Consider the following 20,707-nt stretch of genomic DNA (forward strand, 5'->3'; position numbering starts at 1 on the left):
GTATCCAATGAACAATCACACAGGTTTGGCCGTAGAGCCTGAATTGGTCGATGAATTGATTCTTCAACAAATGATCAAAGATACGTGCGCTGAGATAATGCCCACACTCATTGAGCACTACATCGACGAGTCTCGCGAACGGGTAGAAAAGATCAAACAAGCATTAGAAACCTGCAATATCAACACCCTAGAGTTTGAGGTGCACACTCTAGGCAGCTCCGCACTTGCTCTAGGGAACCGTACCCTTTCTCGACATGCGAGAACCATTGAGAAACACTGCGTGGAAGGTGAAACTCAACAAGCCCTACTCCTATGCCAATCATTGCCGCAACTCGCCGAAAATTCCTTTATTGCCTTGAATCAGAGAAAGGAACAAGGATTTGAGGATTAAGGCCTATACCTGAGTAACTTCAACATGCTTGGGTATATATTGATTTATTTAATTAGCTAAAAAATAAAGAATTTTCTGCAAGACTCCCAACCTGTGCTAATACTTAAATATAACGATTCTCAAAATGAGAATAGAAAAGAAGCTATCTGCTTGAGAGTACGACAACTATTCATTCTCGCGAACTGACTCACAAGCTGACAAAGCAACGTTAGAACCAATACAGTGTCAGTACTGATTAAAGGTTTAAACGGAAAACGAATAAAAGTTGGGAAAGGACTATGAGACCAAGGGTGTTATTGGTAGAGGACTCTACCTCACTAGCCATACTATACAAACAGTATGTCAAGGACGAACCTTACGACATCTTTCACGTAGAAACTGGACGTGAGGCCATCCAATTCATTGAGAGAAGTAAACCGCAACTCATCATTCTCGATTTAAAATTACCCGATATGTCCGGGGAAGACGTTCTTGATTGGATCAATGAGAATGAAATTCCAACTTCAGTCATCATTGCAACCGCACATGGCAGCGTAGACATTGCGGTAGGTTTAATTCAAAAAGGTGCGGAAGACTTTCTTGAAAAGCCCATCAATGCAGACCGACTCAAGACCTCTGTTGCACTTCACCTTAAACGTGCCAAGTTAGAAAACTTAGTAGAAAACATTCAATCTACCTTCGACCGACACAATTACCATGGATTCATCGGTTCTAGTTTGCCAATGCAAGCCGTCTACAAAACCATTGATGCTGTCGCTCCAACCTCTGCTAGTGTATTTATCGTTGGTGAGAGTGGTACTGGTAAAGAAGTCTGTGCCGAAGCAATCCATCGTCAAAGTGATCGTCGTGATAAACCCTTTATTGCCATCAACTGTGGTGCGATTCCACGAGATTTAATGGAAAGCGAAATTTTTGGTCACGTTAAAGGCGCATTTACTGGTGCAACAACAGATAGGAAAGGTGCAGCAACCGTTGCTCATGGTGGAACCCTCTTCCTAGATGAACTGTGTGAGATGGAATTGGAAATGCAGAAAAAGTTGCTCCGTTTTCTACAAACAGGCACTTACACGCCACTTGGCGCGACCAAAGAAATGAAAGTGGATGTTCGCATCATCTGTGCGACAAACCGCGACCCACTTACGGAAGTCGAAGAAGGCCGCTTCCGCGAAGATTTATACTATCGCGTCCATGTTGTACCTATTGATATGCCGCCACTCAGAGAACGAGGTAGTGACATTGTCACTCTTGCTAAGCATTTTCTGACCACCTACTCCAAGCAGGACAAAAAGAAGTTCAACAATATCGATAATGAAGCACAGTACGTGATCAAACATTACGACTGGCCGGGGAATGTTCGTCAATTGCAAAACATCATCCGTAACATCGTGGTGTTAAACAATGAAGACAAAGTCACCGTCGCGCATCTACCCGCGCAGCTAACTCGCAAGCCATCAAAAGCACGTGTAATTACGCAGCCCGTAGAACCCGCACCGACCACCGTTGCTAAGCCTTCTCCAATACAGCCCGTTGAACATATCGCTACCGATATGCTGCCTCAAGAACCGGTAACCAGACCCGAACCGATACCAATGAGTGCTTCTGCACAAGTCGCGTCGCCGTACTTTAATACGGATGGCACCATTCGACCGATGTGGAAGGTGGAACGGGAAGCAATTCAAAATGCGATAGCCTACTGCGATGGTAACGTACTCAACGCCGCGGTAATGTTAGAGCTGAGTCCATCTACTGTTTATCGTAAAAAACAAGCGTGGGAAGCGGATGAGGCTAATCTCGAACAATCGTGAGATACCTGTCGCTGGCGAGGTTTGGATTTTACTCGACAGCCGCGTTTTTGGTGGCATAGAAAGTCACGTCCTTGAGCTTGCCAAAGGATTACAAGCATTTCATGTCCACGTTAGAGTGGTATTGGTGGTTGAGTACAACCCACCAGCATCGCTTGTTTCTAGGTTGGCCGATTCCGATGTTCCCGTAAGCTACTTACACCAACTTTGCCCCAAGAATAATGACACACATTCTGTCATTGCGGTAAAACGACTTACCATTGCGGTTGCTGAGCATCAACCAAGCGTTATCCACACTCACGGCTACAAAGCGAGCTTACTTGCGCGCAGCGCCGAACTGTTTACACGTACCTTCCCTCGTCTTATTTCTACCTACCATGCCGGAGAAACACCAACGGGAAAAGTGTGGTTTTACGATTGGCTTGATCGTTATAGCGGTCGTTTGTCCGATCATTGTTTTGCGGTTAGCCAAAGTATTCAAAATAAACTGCCGATAAAAACCGAGCTATTGAACAACTTTGTTTCACTTCCTGCACAAAACAGCAGCTATAAAGAAATCGCATTCGTTGGTCGATTGAGCCATGAAAAAGGCGCGGATCGCTTTATCGACATCGCGAAGCATTTTCCTGATCGTCAGTTTTCTATTTACGGCGACGGTCCTGAAGGAAAAGACCTTGCCCAACAAGCGCCCGGTAATGTTGTGTTTCATGGGCATCAACACAACATGAACGCGGTATGGAACAATATTGGCGTATTGATTATCTCTTCTCGCTATGAAGGCCTCCCAATGGCGGCATTAGAAGCGATGTCGAGAGGAATTGTGGTATTCAGCCTAAATGTCGGCCGATTATCTGATCTTATTGAAGATGGCAGTAATGGATTTATTGCGCCAGATATTCTCAATTTGATAGACAAGCTCAACCATTGGATAACCATGAGCACCTATACCCAATCGCTTATTCGCAAAAAGGCCATTAAGACCATCTCGGAGCAGTATTCTTCACAAAGTATCATTCCTATTTTGATTGAACGCTATCAAATTGAAAATCAAACTTGATGCATATGCATTCTCATTATGAAAAACTTGCTTTCCCCTACCTACTCTTAAACATCTTTACTCCATTAAATCAGTAACTTAAACAAATGATAAGGTTTGGCATCTCGGTTGCAGTATCCCAGTAAACAAAAGGGCAAACCGAGGTGACGACGATGGCTACTCCAAAACGCATTCTATATGTTCATTATGGCGACAACTGGCTTCGCCACAACGAAGTTGTATTACTTGATCTTTTGTCGCGCATTGATCGTGAGCAGTTCTTGCCTTATGTCTGGACGAACTGTGAGCCTTTAATTGAAAAATGCCGAGAGATGGGGATTGAAACTCAATATTCTCCCTTCAAGTTAGTCGGAGGCTGGAGTACGCCCCGCTGGGACATCAGCGCATGGAATCGCCTTATCAAGCAAGGCTCTGAACTCATCGAAAAGCACGCTATCGATCTTGTGCATGTGAACAGTGGTGCGACCTGTCAGTGGATGTGTCTGGCGACACAAATGAACCACATACCTTTGGTTACGCAGCTGCATTGCCATTATCCCATCCGTGATCGGTTTTCACTTGACTTGCACATGTCGCCAAAGCTGATCTGTGTCAGTAAGGGAATAAGCCAAGAGCTGGCCCGCGACGGCTACCCAAAAGAGAACTTACACGTGATCCACAATGGCGTTTCGTTAAACCGAAATGAACCGTCGGTTGATGTGAAGGACTACCTCGGTATCCCAAAAAACGCTTTCGCCTTCCTATCCGTTGGTGCTCTGATTAAAAGTAAAGGTTTTGATCGCCTGATTCGCGCGATTCACATGCACAACTATCATCAGAATAATCCGCACCTTGTGATTGTTGGAGACGGGGAAGAAAAAGCCCCCTTACAACAACTCACAGCGGATCTTGGTGTTGAAGACCGTGTGCATTTTGTCGGGGAACAGCATAACAAAGACTCATGGATGACAGGCAACGTCGACGCCTTTATCAGTGGTGCTTACGAAGAAGACTACGGTCTGGTGATTGGGCAAGCTGCGTTAGCAAAATTGCCTATCGTGGCCCCAAAAATCGGTGTTATCCCTGAATTAGTCGAACACAATCACAGTGCTCTTCTGTATTCCAATCATGGGATGGCCGGTCTACTCAATTCTGTGCAGCGCATGCTAAATGATGCTCCGCTGCGAAATCAAATTGCTCACAATGCTTATCACTACGCGACGCAACACCTTACCGTTTCGGCTTCGGTGAACGCGATAGAGTCAATTTATCATGCAGAGCTGGCACATGAGCCTACGGCTTCTATACCACCCACGCACAGTCTTAAACCTATGCCTCGTTGGCTAAAACACAATTGAGGATAGGGTCATGAAATACGTACTGATGTTGGACACTATCCCGTTGCAAAGCGGTTCAAAAACAGCAAATGCTGAACTCTTAAAACAGTGCGATCAGCGAGATGTCGTCGGTTATGTCGCAACGACTCACCCAGAGCACTGGAATCGGTTACTGAAAGATGACGAACGTATTCAAGTCGTTAAAGTTCGTCGCTCGCCGATTATTTCTCAGCATGGCCTGGCTTATTGGTTAATGAATGGGTTTTACCTTTTCCAATTGTTGTTCATCTTGTGCAGATTACCCAAAATTGATTGGCTACTCGGCCTTTCTAATCCCAACAACGATATGCCTTTGTATCTATTGCGCTTATTGAACCGTAAACCAATCGTTCAAATCATCAGCCAATCGGTTGGTAAATCACGATCTGCAGGTTATTGCGTCACAAAAGCAACCAGTATCTATTACTTGGCAAGTTGTCGCGAATCCATAATCCACGCATTGCAAGCGTATCTCAACCAACCCATTGCTGCAGTTAAACGTTACTGGGCAGACCTAAATACCTCATCATTCGTTAACGGTCTCTCTTCAGAGCGTTGGCCAAAGCAAGCGAATCCTATGTCCTCTCGCGTGTTTTGGGCAGCGACTCTCCTAAAACGCAAAAACGTCGACTTGCTCTTAGACGCCATTCAATTGGAAAACGGCACAAACTTCAAAGCAACCGTGTGTTATATCCAACCCAACCTAATTGATGATGAATGCTTAACCCCTGATTTAACTGCAAAAGGCGTCGATTGGTACGAGTCACCAGCAAACCTTGATGACCTAAGAGCACAATGTGGTGTGTTTGTTGCAACAGCAGAGAATGAGCCGTTTGGTCTTGCAATTTTGGAATCATTAGCCGCAGGAATGTGTGTGGTAATTCCACATGATGATAGTTACTGGGATCGAATCCTTACTGACGGAAAAAATTGCATCAAATACACACCCAACGACGCGGCCTCACTGCACAACGCGATTCGCTTACTCAATGAGTCTCCATGGTTAAAGGTAACGATGGGAATCGAAGCACTCAATGTCGCTCAACTTTATACGGCTGAACGTTGTTACTTCCCAATCACTCAGCATTTGTGCTCAGGCCCAGAACAACAAAACGAATCCAGCGCGAAAAAGCGCAACAACGTCAAAGGATATGACCATGTCTAGAGCAATGACCAACATGTCACTCTTTGCCATTGCACTGGTGATCAACAAGAGCATTAGCTTAATCATGCTACCAATACTTCCGCAATATTTGACACCGGAACAAATCGGTAAAATGGAAATCATCGCGTCTGTTGGTATTGTGATTGCTTTAATCATTAGCCTAGCGTTGCATGAAGCCCTAAATCGCTTCGCTGGCGTGGAAGACGACCCGCAGAAAAGGAAGTCACTGCTAGACCAAATTTACTCTCTTTCATTGCTTATCTCTGTTCCTATCGCTTTGGTCTTGGCTACGATCATCGTTGTTATGCCCGTACCAGAACCTTTTACTAAGACAGAATGGATGGTTGCCTTAGTTGCCATTGCTTTCGAGGGCGCGATTGCGATAGGGACAGCGTGGCTAAGACTACAAGACGACAAGGCGAAAACCTTGTTGTATGTGATGGTGACGACCACGGCACTTCAAGCGGCGTTCATTATCATCGCGCTTCAATTTAGCCAAACGGTGCTGTCCGTCTTACTTGGTGGGCTGCTCGCTGCTGCGGCACAATTAATTTGGTTACACTTCATCAATCGCTATCAATTGGTTCTTCCGAGTTTTATCTCGACAAAACAATTCTTTAAATACTGCTATCCCATTATGTGCTCGGGCTTAATCATGTTTTGTTTAAATGGTGCAGAACGTTGGTTTATTGGGGCAAATGCATCGTTAGCAACGCTAGGGGTGTACACAATCGCATTTAAATTCGCAATTGGTATGTGTTTTTTGGCACAACCTTTTGCCATGTGGTGGTCGCCAAGACGGTTTTCGATTTTAGAGAAAAAGGGCGCCAACGAAGCGACGCGAATCACCCACCTAGGTATGATTTATCTGACATTTCTAGTCGTAGTCGTAGGCTCATTAGCCGTAATCATTATCAACAATTTCTTGCCTGTGGCGTATCGAGAAGCGTCGCTTTATGTTCTGTTTCTTTTACCGATAGCCCTACTTAAAGAATGGAGTGACTTGCTGTGTATTAGCATCCTATACAAAAGGAAGACCCACTGGTTAATGGGCATTAATGCAATACCGGCCGCAATTGGTCTTGCGATGTTGTTCAGCTTATCAGCACTAGGGATCTTCGGTGTGTTTATCGCTCTTTATTATGCTCAGCTTTGTCGACTGGCGTTGACCTTTAGCATTGGTCAACAATGCATGAAGCTCCCTTTCCACCTGAGCTTAATGGTAATACTACATATCCTTGCTGGCGCGTCGTTATTCTTGATTCATTCAGCCGGTTCTACCCCACTTATCATGCTGGTATGTTTCACAAGTTGCGTGCTCATCGCGACCATAGCGTTTCGTTACTTTGATGCGCAAACCAAAAGTAACGTGCACCACTTTTGGCTCAAGTGGCGCGGCCAAATGAAGAGAACACCGCTATGATCAGCGCTGAATTGAGAATGAAGCAGTCCATCATCGCGATCGCGCTCACGACGTGTATCGCGCTGTTATGGTTAGTGATGCCAAATCCAATTCTGATTCTCGTACTTTGTTTTGCGCCATTGGCTATCTTGTTTGTTCTCAACCAAACCTTCTGGTTCGTGACTCTGTTTGTGATTTTTTCTTTCTTTCGGATTCACGAAACCTTTCCGGTGATTTACAACTTCAAAATTCCTTTGCTGCTTTCACTTGGGGCTCTTATGGCCTTGTCATTTCATTTATTGATTAGCCGTCAAATTATTGCGTTTTGGCACCCTTGCTTGAAATGGCTATCCATTTTTTGGGTTCTGGTGACATTAGGCGTAGCATTCGCTTCAAACCGCCCTGTTGCGATTGATGAATTCAACAGTGTTTATTGGAAGATCATCGTAATGACGCTAGCGATAACTTGGCTCATCACCACACCAAAACAAGTTGCTCAAATGTCGAAAGCCATCATGCTAGCAGGACTATTGGTTGGCTTAACCGCCCTGTCTAACGCGAGTAATGGTATAGGATTGGTCGAAGGCTCACGCGTGACCATCAGCCGCGACTTAGGTTCGGTACTTGGTGATCCAAATGATTTATCTTTAGTACTGATGTTCCCACTTGCATTTACTGTTAGCCAATTGCTAGAGAAAAGAGCCAGCTTTGTTCTTCGCTTGTTTGCATTGATCACCTGTGTCGTGTTGTTCTTCGCGATATTAGAAACACAAAGCCGAGGAGGCCTACTTGGCGCGCTTTCTGTCTTTGCGTACTTCGCGTTTAAACACATCAAAAGCAAAGCGTTAGTTATCTCTCTAGGGCTGGTTGGGGCGCTCGTTCTTTATGCCGTTGCAGGGATTTCTGGCCGCTCGTCTGGCGGTGCCGCGGAAGAAGGGATAGACGAGTCCGCAATGGGACGGATTTATGCTTGGGAAGCCGCAATAAAAATGGCGATAGAAAACCCATTAACGGGCATCGGGATAGATAACTTCTACAACAACTACTTCTTCTACAGTTCTCATTGGGATGGACTCAATCACGCCGTACACAGCACGTGGTTTGGTGTGTTAGCTGAAACTGGATTTGTTGGTTTATTCGTGTTTATCGCGCTGATTGTGTCTTTGATTCGAACTTCTCGTGAGACCATCCAGATGCTCACCCCTACTAGTGACCATACGTTGTCTATTGGAGCAAACGCCGTCTTGGGGGGTCTTATCGGTACGATTGTTTCCGGTACTTTTTTAACTCAAGGGTTTACTTGGCCAATATACATCCTAGCCGCGCTGACTATTGTGATACATCGTATCGTTCAATCTGATTGTCAAAATGCGAAAGCGTCATAGCCCTTTCCCTCGTTAAGTTCAACCATCTGTTTTTATTAAATTATTTCCTTGGCACGCAATGTGATAAGTCTACTTATTAGAACAATCATAAGTTGGCTCAAAGGAGAAAATGATGACGGACATCGTAGTGTTTGGCGAAGACTTTGGCGGATTGCCTTCTTCCACTCAACATATCATTAAACATCTGACAGACAATCATCGCATCCTGTGGGTTAATTCCATCGGTTTAAGGCAGCCGAGGTTGGTGACAAAAGACGTAAAGCGCATCGTTAACAAACTCACACGCTCTTTTGATGCACATACACAGAACAATACAACGTTCAATCAAGACTGCCACATGAGCGCCAGCATTCAAACGATTAACCTACTCACCATCCCTGCCCCGCGGACTCAATGGGCAAGGAAGGCGGCTTCGAGCATGATGCAACATCAACTGAAGCGAAAGCTAAAAGAGCTTGGCTTTGAAAAACCGGTACTCTGGACGTCTCTGCCGACTGCCGTTGATGTGTGTAAGAGTATGGACAACTCTGGCATCGTTTATTATTGTGGCGACGATTTTGGTGCACTCGCCGGCGTCGATCATCAAACGGTCTTGGAACACGAAGAGGATTTGATTGATTGCTGCGACCTCATTTTGGCCGCGAGTGAAAAACTGGCGGCTAAATTCCCACAAGACAAAACTGTCACCCTCCCTCACGGCGTGGATTTCACCTTATTCTCAACTCCCGCAGTCAAAGCTAACGACTTGCCAGATAATGGCAGAAAAATACTTGGCTTTTACGGCAGTTTATCCGAATGGTTAGACTATGCATTGATTGAACAAGTGGCGGTTCAGGCACCCGATTGGGATCTCGTTTTCATTGGGCCAAACGAACTGCCCCACAACCCGCTCCCACAACGAACTAATGTCCACTACCTTGGACCTAGAGCACATCAACAGTTGCCAAGCTACTCACAGCACTGGGATGCGAGTTGGTTACCTTTCGTCGACAATGCTCAGATTAAAGCGTGTAATCCACTCAAGCTTTTGGAGTATTTAGCAACCGGCACACCTGTTATCAGCACCACTTTCCCAGCGCTCATGCCTTACAAACAGATGTTGCATGTTGCAGCGGGTGCCGAGGATGTATGCGCCAGCTTAAATCATTTACTGCCTCCTCCAATTGGTACTATGGCTTTGATCGAAAAACAAAGCTGGGCATCGAGAGCCTTTCAAGTTGAACAACTCGTGAGGTCACTATGAGCGATTTAAGAGAAAACTTATCTGTATTGCTTCACGGGGCCTGGCGTCGACGTTACCTGATCGTGGTCCCTATGCTAGTGCTGCCCGTCCTTGGTTTTATTGTTAGCAAGCTTTTGCCTACAAGTTACGTTGCGCACACCAGCATGCTGGTACAGGAAACCGCCAAAATGAATCCGTTTCTTGAAGATCTGGCCGTTTCTACTCAACTGAAAGACCGTATCAACGCGTTAAGTACATTATTAAAGAGCCGACACGTGCTCTTCTCCGTCGCTCAAGAACAAGGGTTGATAAACGATGAGATGGATCTAAAAGAACAAGAGTTCATTATTAAAGACCTCGCCAGTCGACTCTCCGTCAAACAGTTGGGTAAAGACTTCATTCAAATCGAACTTACCAACAAGACACCAGATGGCATGGAAGCGATGCTCACGTCGGTCAGTAATCATTTTGTCGAACAATTGCTTGCACCAGAGCGCTCCTCTATTAAAGATTCCAGTCATTTCTTGACGATTCATATCGATAAGAGGCGCACAGAGCTTGATGCAGCAGAACAAGCATTTGCTGAGTACAAAAATACTTACGCCCACGCAACACCCGAGATGCAGGCGCAAAGTTTGTCTCGACTCGCCAGTCTCAAGCAATCCTTGGCAGAGAAGGAAGCAGAGCTAGCCGGGGTAAAACGCAGCTTGGGTAGTTTGGACCAACAACTTTCTAAAACAAACCCAGTTATCGGCAAGATTGAAGAACAGATCATAGAAATACGAAGTGAGTTGACGCTGCTTCGTGCTAAATACACCGAAGCACACAGTCTGGTCCAAGGTAAAGTCCGAGAACTCAATCGACTTGAGCAAGAACGTACGGTACTGATTAATTCTAAACAACCGGAAATGAACAGTAATCAGCTTTGGGATATTGCCAGTACGGCAACGGTCAGCAACCTCGGCGACGCACAACCCTTGCTTGTCTCTCAACTCCATCAACTACAAATCATGCGAGGTCGATACGAGTCGCTAGAAGAAGAAACCGATAGTCTCTACAACATGATTCAAGATTTGGAAAACAACGCCAACCGTTTTGGTAGTACCGCGACTGAGATAAACAGGCTTGCACGAGACGTCGCAGTCAAACGCGAATTATATGATGATCTGGTTGAGCGTTATGAAATGGCTCAATTGACGGGTTCTCTCGGTGTGTTCGAAGAAAACAAACGGGTAAAAATCATTGATGAACCCTACACGCCAACCCTACCTTCTAATCTACCCAGTATTGTTTTTGTCCTTCTGGGGCTCATTGGCGGTACGGGATTAGGAATTGGCATCGCAACTCTTATCGAGCTGGCTGACAACTCTATCCGTTCACGTAAGGCATTAGAAAATCACTTAGGCGTTGCTGTCATCACCACGATTCCAAAGGTAACATTTTAGCTCTTCACTGAGGGCCACTCAGCGCAATCAAAGCACTCGAACTTCGGGTGCTTTTCCTTATTTATCAATTTCTTGCTTGTTTGAAAATTCACAACGAATATGAATTTCAATTTGAGAATAATTTTGTGTCATTTTAAGCACCCCACCAAAGTCTACCCTAACCATATGTTTTAACTAAATTTCATGATTGGCATGCACTGTGCAGTATTACTGATAACAACTGACGTAGAGGGCTGAGGAATGGAAAACGTTAAGACCCGAGAAAGTAATAGTAAGAGCAAAGGTAAAGTGATCGTTCATGTCGTTCAGCATCTCGCACCTGGAGGCTTAGAAACCTTGGTTCTTGAGATGCTTCGCTTTGCCAAAGCAGAAGACTCCGTTTGTGTCATTAGCCTAGAGGGAAACCGGTACACCGCGCTAAACCATTGGGAAAAGTTAGCAGACTATCAAGACCAACTCCACTTTCTCAACAAACAATCTGGGTTGGATCTTGTCACACTCAAAGCGTTGAAGAAGACATTAAAACAACTGCATGCCGATGTGGTACATACCCATCATATCGGGCCTCTTCTCTACGGAGGCATCGCTGCTCGGCTCCACGGCGTGAAGGCCTTAATCCATACCGAGCACGATGCGTGGCATCTTAACAACAGAAAAGCCGCACGATTGCAAACCACCCTGCTCAAATTGCTTCGTCCTCAGGTTGTCGCAGACGCCGATTTTGTCGCAGAACAAATCATCAATAACTTGGGTTACGAACGGGTAAAAACGATCCACAACGGCATCGATTGCGAAAAATTCAAAGACGGCAATGGGCTGTTAGCTAAACAAATATTCTCGCTACCAACTGACAAGTTTATCATCGGAACCGCTGGCCGCTTAGAGGCCGTCAAAGGACAAGAAATCCTAATCAAAGCATTTTCACAATTACCAGAAAACACACACCTCGCGCTTGCTGGTTGTGGCAGCCAGCGAGATTTGCTTGAGGCACAAGTAAGGACTCTCGGCCTAGAAGAAAGAGTGACGTTTCTCGGGTTAGTCAATGACATGCCAAGCTTTTATCAAAGCCTCGATGTGTTTTGCTTGCCATCATTACAAGAAGGTTTTCCACTTTCGACACTGGAAGCACAAGCATGCGGCGTACCTTGTATCGCCAGCAATGTCGGCGCGGTAAAGGAAACATTATGTCCTCATACCAGTGCATTGGTAGAACCAAACCGAGTCCCAATGCTCGCGGAAGCGTTAACAAACTACTTATCACGACAATCTCGTTCACCACGAAAACACATTCTTAAGCACTTTGATATTCGCGATATGGTTAATCGCTATGCTGTTTTATCTGGGGAGACTTCTTATGAGTGATTTACTTTGGACAGTTGGTTTCGTTTTATCTGCGCTACTGATTATTTACCACCACGTTGGCTACCCCCTTGTTCTCAACTGGTTATCTGCTCATCGCAGAACAAGTAAAGTTTCCTCGAAACGAGGCGAAGGTAACTATAAAGCGTCAAAAAGCGACGGTACTTTACCCTCCATTACGGTGATCGTTCCCGCTTATAACGAAGAACAGTGGATAGCAGAGAAAATTCGCAACCTTGCTAGTTTAGATTATCCGAGAAATAAGCTTACCGTGGTAATTGCTTGTGACGGGTGCTCTGACAATACCGCTGATATTGCGCAAGACACCATTCAAGAAGCCATTTGTGCCGATACCTTGTTCATCATCCACGATCATCGAATCAACCGAGGTAAAGTGGCACTTCTCAACGCAGAAATGGAAAACGTCATTTCGGACATTACTGCTTTGAGTGACGTTTCCGCGCTGGTGTCGTGTGACTCTCTACTACTTGCTAGCCAGCACTACCAAAATGAAAACGTCGGCGTCGTTAATGCAACCTATCAAATCATGACAACCCAAAACGAAGGTGAAGCGGCATATTGGCATTATCAATCTCAAGTAAAATACAAAGAGTCGTTGATTGGATCGACCATCGGTTCTCATGGCGCGTTTTATACGTTTAGAACCAAACTGTTCACGCCTTTAGAGCCAGAAATTATCAATGATGACTTCATTTTGCCCATGCGCATTGTGCTTCAAGGTTATGACTCCGTCTATGAACCAAAAATGTTAGCCATCGAACTGGAAGAAAGCTCAGACAGTTCGGACTTCCAACGTCGCCTGCGTATTTCTGCCGGGAATATGCAGCAATTCTTAAAGCTAAAAAAGCTGCTGCTTCCCCGTTATCGTGGCACCGCATTTGCATTTCTATCGGGAAAGGTACTGCGTCTCGCGACGCCTTATCTGATGATCTTATGCTTGGTGAGCTCATTGCTGCTTGATCACTATCCAGCATTTCAGATTCTAATGTTTGGGCAGTTAGCGGTATATCTCGTCGCGCTGATCACTTACTTTGTTCCGGTTTTCAATATATTCAAACCGTTCAAATTAATCAGTTACATGGTCGTAGGACATATCGCCAACTTTGCAGGTGGATTGCGTTACCTACTAGGAATGGAAAATGGGCGTTGGAAACGCATTAATCAATAAGGAAATCATCATGAAGACATCACGCTACGATTCAAACATTCACCTAGCTAAGCGAGCTTTCGATGTTCTCATTTCGCTATTGATCTTAATCGTGACTGCGCCAATCATGCCTTTGATTGCTTTGGCGATTGTCATCGATTCGCGTGGCCCTATTATTTATCGTCAACTTCGTGTTGGACGCTGCACGCCAGAAAAAATGGATTTATTCGAAATCATGAAGTTTCGCACCATGTATGTCGACGCAGAACAACGATCTGGCGCAGTTTGGGCATCGGCAAATGATCCACGTATTACGCCCGTTGGCCGTTTCTTACGCAAGACACGATTGGATGAACTGCCACAATTGTTCAACGTGTTGAAAGGTGAAATGTCACTGATTGGTCCACGCCCTGAACGCCCTGCTTTCTATCAAAAACTGGAAGACGAAATCCCTTATTTTGTTGAACGCACATACGGTGTGCTACCTGGCATCACAGGTCTAGCGCAGGTAAACCAAGGTTATGATTCTTGTATTGAAGACGTTCGTCGCAAGGTGGGGTTTGACCACAGTTACGCACTGAGCTTGAGTTCTTTCTACTCGTGGATTTCCATGGACATTGCAATCATGAGCAAAACACTAGTGGTGATGATCGACGGTCGCGGTCAGTAAACCATAGAGGCTTCACTGATTAGAAACAATCAAAGAATGAAGAACCGTTACTCTTGCCACTGGCGACGCATGTTTTCAATCGTCGTTGGTGGCACATTATGAACACTTGAGTACTCACCGCGACAGACCTGAACTTCCACTTCAATCCCCTTCTTTTCACAATACTTTACATAGCGTTTCATTTCCCAGCGACGCACAAACGTATTACTCACAATCACTGTCTTACCTTTACTTAGCCACTTGCGCGTTTGTTGAAAGCACCATTCATGCGCTTCTGCCAGCTTCGTACCGTCAAAAACATACTCGCCATTTTCATTCTCAAAATACATGTCAGCTTCAAAATGCTTTGCTTTGAGCTGTTTGGACAATTGCTTGGCCAGCGTTGTCTTGCCAGAGCCCGGTAAGCCACGAACAAGAAGGAGTTTTGCATTAGACATAATGGAAGGATTTTAGTGAAAAACCAGCAAACTTTACGCTATTTTTGAGGAAATGAAAGGGAAAGCAGCCACTAGGATCGTTCGTCGTCGTAACCTTGCTCTCATAAGCGTAAATAATTGAGCTCAAGCATTAATTTATGTTCCCTCCGGTCGCATTTAAATCTAGAATGCGCGCGCATTTATTGAGCTCAAAAAATCACTAAGACTTAACGACTTACTTAGTATCAACCAAAAACCTTGAGCTTTTAAATAAAGTCACTCTCAACCAATACTCCATCCATTGTTCGATGGCATTTCATAAGGGTTTAGTCTTTGAAAAGAAGTCTTCTTTCAATCCTTGTCGCTTCGCTGCTGTTTGGCTGCGGAGGCGATGAAAACAAACACTCAACAAGCACCACACCTCCAACGGTCGAACCAGATTTACCACCTGAACAACCAGATATTGGCGTAACGACCTACCAAGGTAAGCTGTTCATTAACGGTAAACAGATCACTGGCGATATTCAGTGTGATGGACAAGACATCAGTGAGTCTGGCTACTTCACCTACGCAGCTTCAGAAGGCCAGTTTGATTGTCAATTTGGTGGGGTGACGTTAGGTGAGTTCAGTTACCAGATCCCTGAGCAAACTCGTATGGGTTCACAGCCAGCTGAATTAACGCAAGCCTATGACCTAAAAGACGTACTCGGCCAACACGCAAACAACGCCACTAAGCTGTTAAACAAGATCGACACGTGCCCTACTCAGGACGCACAAGTGTGTTTGGATGAAATCAACAGTTATGACATCCAAGACTTATACGAAAGTGACGATCAAGCTGCGATTGATGAGTTCCTCAATCCAAGTGTTGCAAACGAAAGTGAACAACCAAGCGCGCACGTTGACCCAGAACTTCAACCAGAAGTCACTCCGGGCGCAAGCAACAACTTAACGGGGTCGTTTGTGTCTGCCAATGCAGAGGCGACTTACGAATACAAACCAAGTGCAGCCAACAAACCGTTGACCAAAAGCCGTTTGACCGACTCCCAAGGAAATGCGCTTGCTGGCGTCGAGTTCTTTAGCCAATCCGCACGCGGAATCACGGATGCCAACGGTGAATTTGAATACCTTTGGGGTGAGAACCTGATCTTTGGTATCGACACCTTTACTCTAGGCCAAGTGAAAGGCAATAAGGTCAATTACCAACTTGCAGATTTAAGCGACAACCCATTGGTGAAACAGAACCTTGATGCGTTCGTTCACCGTTATGGTGTGTCTTCTGGCAACCACATTGAGATCAGCGATACCGTTCGTCAGGTGTTCGCACAATACCCGAACGTTATTAACGAGCTGATCAATTTGAGCCTACCTAACGGTGCAAAAATTGAAGGCACGAACTTCACAACACCCAATGAGTTCGAAGCGCAATTCAGCCAAGGTTTAACACAAATCATTGATGGGCAACTAAAGCAGACGCCTCAATGGTCGGGCTTTGCTGCACCTATGCGACGCACGGTTCGCGCTTCTGGTAGTAATTATGTCACGCAGTCTCTGCATCAGATTTATGCTGGTGTGGATAGCGTACACATCTTCCATGATAACCATGGTTGGGGTGGCTCTGGTTACACCCGTGCAATGCGTAACTTCAACCTAACCAACGAAGCGTTCCCTGTTCTGATGCCACGCAACGACAACAGCTACTGGCTCCCGTTTGGTGAAGAAGCGGCATGGACTCATGGTTCTGGCAAAGATCAAAAAGCCTACATTGTGGATGCCACAACCATTGATGAAAACTCAACGGTGGTTATGCAGCGCCCAGAAGTGATTTCCAAACAAACTGCGACCTTTAATCTACCAACCATGACGGCAGGTATGATTGACTCGGGTAAAGTGGTGTTCTTGGGTAACGCGATGTACACCTCTATCTTCTCTTGTCCAGAAAACTACTGGGCAGGCGCAGATCTGGGCATCGACAGCGAAGCACAGCAATGTCGTTATAGCACGCCTCACAACCAAGAAGCGCAAGATGCGGATACTCGTACCGATCACGGCAGCATGCAAATCATGTTCAGCAACTTGATTGATTGGTTAGTGCCGAATGCAACACAAGATTCTGTCGCGATTGCCACCAACATCAACAAAGGTCATGCATTCCGTTGGGATCGCAAAGAAGGTCAAATCTACGATTTCTTTGTCAATCCCAGCTATAAATTGGGTGAAGTGGACGTATTAAGCAGCGGCCAGTTTGATTCATTAGATCCAACCTCTACACCACTGCTTTTGCTTCAGTCTTACGAAATCAAAACCGATGGCTACGCGACAAAATCCGTCGTGTCTGACATCAACCAACCTAAGTTGGACGCAGATGACGTTACAGCGCTGATCGAATACGTAAACAACGGCGGTAGCATCATCTTCTTTGATGCTTTAGAAGAGAGTAACCCAGAGCCGATTGCTCGTTTAGCGGATGCGGCAGGTGTTTCGGTTGGCGGAGCGAACGTTGCCAAAACATTCCAGTCTCTGTGTACGGACAGCTATTGGTGTCACAGCACATCAGGCCCGAACGTACCTAACTTGCATGCGGTCGCAGAGCACGACCTCGTGGTTTATGAACGTTATGCAGACACAACTAAGATTGAGATCAATGACAACGGTACGGTGACATGGCCGGGCAATATCGACATGCCTACCCTTGAAATACCGCTATACAAAGTCTCCATTGATGGACAAGAGCATCAACGTTATGCATTCCACATGGTGAAGTCGGAACAAGAGAAACAAGCAGCAATCGCAGAACTTCAACGCGGGTTTCCTGGCGTTCCGGTTTGTAAAGACAATTACCAATACGAAGTAAACTGTATTGAAGTGCGCGAAGGCCATGGCATTCCAAGCCGTGGTAACCACCATCGTCCAGATTTTACTCGTTACGAAATGAGCCCTGAAGTCGTGGATAGCATGGTAAAAGCAGCGAACTTAGGTGCCAACATTGATCGTCTACTTTCTCACGAGCTTTACTACCGCAGTAAAGGAGAGATTGGTGAACGCTTGTCGCAGGCTGAGCTAACTTCAACCTACGATAACCTCTCCGTTTGGCTATGGAATGACGAGCAGTACGAATTCAATCCAAACGTACAAGATGAGCTTGGCTTCAAACGTGCGGTCGAAATGCTGAACTGCTACACGAGCAACGCACATCAAGGCGGTAATGTTTGTGGTCAAGATACACGAGAGCAACTTGCTAAATGGTCAATGATTACCGAATCAGGCGAGCTGAACCCGTCTTACCCTCTGAACTGGATGGAGAAGCCATTAACACGCATGATGCTGGGTCGCTCTTACTGGGATTTAGAGATCAGTGTTGATACGACTGGCTACCCGGGTCGCCCTGTTCAATCAGGCAGTGCAGCGAGCGTTGCGATTCATACTGACAACAAAACCGTGATTGGTACGGCAGGCAGCATGCAATCGACGGGGTTGTGGGCGCCGCAACTTGAAGAAGTCACCATCTCTGGTGGTGTAAAAGCGTCTATCAATGTTGCATTGGTTGATGACTTAACAGGCCGTGCAAACCACGAACTGAGCTTGAAACGCCCGCCACGCGTGCAAAAGACTTTCCAATATGATGGTTCTTCTTTGAGCTTCAAAGTACCTTACGGTGGTTTGATTTACATTCAACCGTTAGAAGTGGATTCTCGTGACGTTGTGACGTTTAACTTCACTGGTGTGCTTCGTGCGTCTTGGTGGAAAGATGGTGCTTGGTTAACCCCAATCAACACTGACGTCCCATTGGCAGAAATCGATTCAGGTCATTTCGTCTACACGACGCCAGTGAAAAACGTACTGGACACAGACGTACCTAAGTTTGCCGATGAACTGAACGCATTCGCGAACCATGCGAGTGATTTTTACGGACGTGATCAAGTCACGGTAGAAGGAAAACACCGTCGATTTACTTACGATGCCCTGCTCGCCAACCGACATCGCTTCGTAAATGATGTGCAAATCTCGATTGGTGCGGCGCACTCAGGCTACCCAGTTCAAAGTAACAGCTACTGGCCTACATGGACTGTCGTTCCATCAAACCCAACCAATGACTGGTTGCTATGGCATGAAGTCGGACACAACCTTGCTACAGCGCCGTTTATGATGGCAGGCTCTACTGAGGTCACCAACAACATTCTTGCGCTTTACATGCAAGAACAACGTGAATCGAAGCCATACATGGACCGTATTGCGAGTGATTTATCCAAGTCACCTTTATGGCTTGATCGTTTCGAAGGTCATGCTTGGAGTGAAGCGGATGTTGGTATGCGTTTAGCGATGTTCGGCCAGTTAAAGCTATGGGCAGAAGACCATTTCAACATCGATGATTGGTATGCGAATCAAGCAGATAAGCCGAGCATCTTTACTGAAGACCAAGGCTGGAACTTCTTCAAACTCGCACACCGTAAAGCACGTGGTGACAGTATTGGAGACCAAGGCATTAACTACTGTTCTGCACAAAGCAGCCAGTTAAGCCAAGGCGATCTCATGATGGCATGTACCTCATACCTGACCGGATATGATCTGACAGATTACTTCCGTATGTGGAACCCATCAGAAACCAAAGCCAACCTGCCAAATGGCACTGTTGATTACTCTGGTGGTTTAACACCTGCTGGTTTCAACGCGGTTGCGACGATAGATTTACCGAAACCAGATAAGTCTCCTTCTGAGTATTTGTCTGTTAAGTAACCCGTAAGACGATAAAAGCCGACAGAATTCAATTCTGTCGGCTTTTTTGTATCACTCTGCTTGCTTTGGCGAAGTGTCGAAGAGGGAAGCTACAAGGCCATCAGCTCTCGCTTAGTTTGCTTATCCAACTTTTCTATCGCATATCGAAACGCCGTCCTCGGCATCTTGCTATGATGACGTTTCAAGTAGTCCACCACTCGCTCCGGTTCTTTTTGCGCCAGCACTTTGAGCATCCAGCCATAACCCTTTTGCACTAAATAATGATCATCTTCCAATAGGCGTTCTGCCACTTCAAATGGATCAATTCCACCGTACATCCCTTTATTAATTGGGTAAATCAGCGCGACGGCAGCTGCTCTTCTCACTGCAAAATTATCTCTTTTGGTCCACTCTAAGGTTCGCTCAAACAAACTATTATCTTGGGCAATCAAAGCACCTAGAGCATGCGTACAGAAATCATCACAATCATTCCAATCGGTAATGTATTGATAAAGCCAAGATTCGAATCGATCGTACGTGGCGGCGTCATAATGCTTTTTCAATCTGAACGCCCAGTCAAACGCAATCACGCTTAATGCCCAATCACGCTCTGCCAGCAATGTTTCACACTGCTCAAAAACGAAGTCTGCTTGCTTTTTGTCTAAACTTCGAAAACCATCGGCAGAGATCGCCCTCACCAAGCCGGTGCGCACTCGCTTCTCTGGGTACCCAATCTCACTTAACTTTTGAGTTAACGTTTCTACAATACTCATTGTTTTTCTTTCTGTTCTTCCATTTCGATACGTTTAGCGTGAATCACTTTATTGGTGAACTATTTTGCTTGCTGTCTGCGTAACCACTCTTGTGCGGCATCACCCATGCTTGTTCCTTCTGCGTCGTTCATCCACTGCATAAAGCTGCGGTCAAACTTGAAACCGTCTCCACATTTGGACTTGAAGTAACGACGTACATTTTGAGTGCTCTTATAGGAAGACGTAATTAACGTGTTGTCTTCAATATGGTTTTTATGCCAATCCACTTTGCTCATATGTCCCTTCTTCTAGGCTTGGTAGCGACTCTTTGCTCAAAGAAAGAGTGACATCTTCTATCAGCCACATCCACCTTGAGTCCTCGAATACTTCATTTTTGCCAATTCA

At 45.6% G+C, this 20,707-nt stretch carries 16 protein-coding genes; 13 read left to right on the forward strand and 3 right to left on the reverse strand.

Annotated features, from left to right (window positions below):
• The first annotated feature begins 7 nt into the window (after positions 1-7).
• From L1076_RS18405 to L1076_RS18460, 12 genes are all read left to right on the forward strand, one after another.
• The gene (locus tag L1076_RS18405) at positions 8-391 is read left to right on the forward strand and encodes an Hpt domain-containing protein (protein ID WP_237304234.1); all 384 of its coding nucleotides are present in this window, start codon (positions 8-10) and stop codon (positions 389-391) included.
• Between the two features lie 278 nt (positions 392-669).
• Positions 670-2,196, forward strand: a complete 1,527-nt coding sequence (locus L1076_RS18410) for a sigma-54 dependent transcriptional regulator (protein WP_038872671.1) — start codon at positions 670-672, stop codon at positions 2,194-2,196.
• The gene (locus tag L1076_RS18415; RefSeq protein WP_237304235.1) at positions 2,171-3,250 is read left to right on the forward strand and encodes a glycosyltransferase family 4 protein; all 1,080 of its coding nucleotides are present in this window, start codon (positions 2,171-2,173) and stop codon (positions 3,248-3,250) included. Before L1076_RS18410 ends, L1076_RS18415 begins: the two co-directional genes overlap by 26 nt.
• 152 nt (positions 3,251-3,402) lie before the next feature.
• Positions 3,403-4,587: a glycosyltransferase gene (locus tag L1076_RS18420; protein ID WP_237304236.1), complete on the forward strand. Its 1,185-nt coding sequence runs from the start codon at positions 3,403-3,405 to the stop codon at positions 4,585-4,587.
• Between the two features lie 10 nt (positions 4,588-4,597).
• The gene (locus L1076_RS18425; RefSeq protein WP_038872662.1) at positions 4,598-5,770 is read left to right on the forward strand and encodes a glycosyltransferase family 4 protein; all 1,173 of its coding nucleotides are present in this window, start codon (positions 4,598-4,600) and stop codon (positions 5,768-5,770) included.
• Entirely contained in the window at positions 5,763-7,193 is a 1,431-nt protein-coding gene (locus tag L1076_RS18430) for an oligosaccharide flippase family protein (protein WP_237304237.1), read from the forward strand. The genes L1076_RS18425 and L1076_RS18430 overlap by 8 nt, the downstream gene beginning before the upstream one ends.
• Complete coding sequence (locus L1076_RS18435; RefSeq protein WP_038874979.1) at positions 7,190-8,557, forward strand: O-antigen ligase family protein; 1,368 nt, start codon at positions 7,190-7,192, stop codon at positions 8,555-8,557. Before L1076_RS18430 ends, L1076_RS18435 begins: the two co-directional genes overlap by 4 nt.
• 112 nt (positions 8,558-8,669) lie before the next feature.
• On the forward strand, positions 8,670-9,800 hold the full coding sequence (locus L1076_RS18440) for a glycosyltransferase (protein ID WP_237304273.1): 1,131 nt from the start codon (positions 8,670-8,672) through the stop codon (positions 9,798-9,800).
• Positions 9,797-11,224, forward strand: coding sequence for a GNVR domain-containing protein (locus L1076_RS18445; RefSeq protein ID WP_038874973.1), 1,428 nt, complete (start codon positions 9,797-9,799; stop codon positions 11,222-11,224). The genes L1076_RS18440 and L1076_RS18445 overlap by 4 nt, the downstream gene beginning before the upstream one ends.
• Positions 11,225-11,464: 240 nt before the next feature.
• Positions 11,465-12,586 carry a glycosyltransferase gene (locus L1076_RS18450; RefSeq protein ID WP_237304238.1) on the forward strand — a complete coding sequence of 374 codons (1,122 nt, stop codon included), beginning with the start codon at positions 11,465-11,467 and terminating at the stop codon, positions 12,584-12,586.
• A complete protein-coding gene (locus L1076_RS18455; RefSeq protein WP_237304239.1) occupies positions 12,579-13,772 on the forward strand; it encodes a glycosyltransferase family 2 protein in 1,194 nt (397 codons plus the stop codon). Before L1076_RS18450 ends, L1076_RS18455 begins: the two co-directional genes overlap by 8 nt.
• A gap of 10 nt (positions 13,773-13,782) precedes the next feature.
• Entirely contained in the window at positions 13,783-14,421 is a 639-nt protein-coding gene (locus tag L1076_RS18460; RefSeq protein WP_171374098.1) for a sugar transferase, read from the forward strand.
• A 47-nt stretch (positions 14,422-14,468) separates the two neighbouring features.
• Here L1076_RS18460 and L1076_RS18465 read toward each other — a convergent pair whose 3' ends face one another.
• Positions 14,469-14,858 (reverse strand): ATP-binding protein, encoded by a 390-nt coding sequence (locus tag L1076_RS18465; RefSeq protein ID WP_054756105.1) that lies wholly within the window; start codon positions 14,856-14,858, stop codon positions 14,469-14,471.
• 312 nt (positions 14,859-15,170) lie between these two features.
• Between L1076_RS18465 and L1076_RS18470 the strand changes: the two genes are divergently transcribed.
• Positions 15,171-19,571 carry an SslE/AcfD family lipoprotein zinc metalloprotease gene (locus L1076_RS18470; RefSeq protein ID WP_237304240.1) on the forward strand — a complete coding sequence of 1,467 codons (4,401 nt, stop codon included), beginning with the start codon at positions 15,171-15,173 and terminating at the stop codon, positions 19,569-19,571.
• Positions 19,572-19,660: 89 nt separating this feature from the next.
• Here L1076_RS18470 and L1076_RS18475 read toward each other — a convergent pair whose 3' ends face one another.
• Together L1076_RS18475 and L1076_RS18480 are read right to left on the reverse strand one after the other, a co-directional pair.
• Positions 19,661-20,323, reverse strand: coding sequence for a DNA alkylation repair protein (locus tag L1076_RS18475; RefSeq protein ID WP_237304241.1), 663 nt, complete (start codon positions 20,321-20,323; stop codon positions 19,661-19,663).
• A gap of 59 nt (positions 20,324-20,382) precedes the next feature.
• Positions 20,383-20,598: a DUF6434 domain-containing protein gene (locus L1076_RS18480; RefSeq protein ID WP_038872631.1), complete on the reverse strand. Its 216-nt coding sequence runs from the start codon at positions 20,596-20,598 to the stop codon at positions 20,383-20,385.
• Positions 20,599-20,707: the final 109 nt, after the last annotated feature.

The organism is Vibrio sp. MMG023 (assembly GCF_021654215.1).
Classification (GTDB): domain Bacteria; phylum Pseudomonadota; class Gammaproteobacteria; order Enterobacterales; family Vibrionaceae; genus Vibrio; species Vibrio jasicida.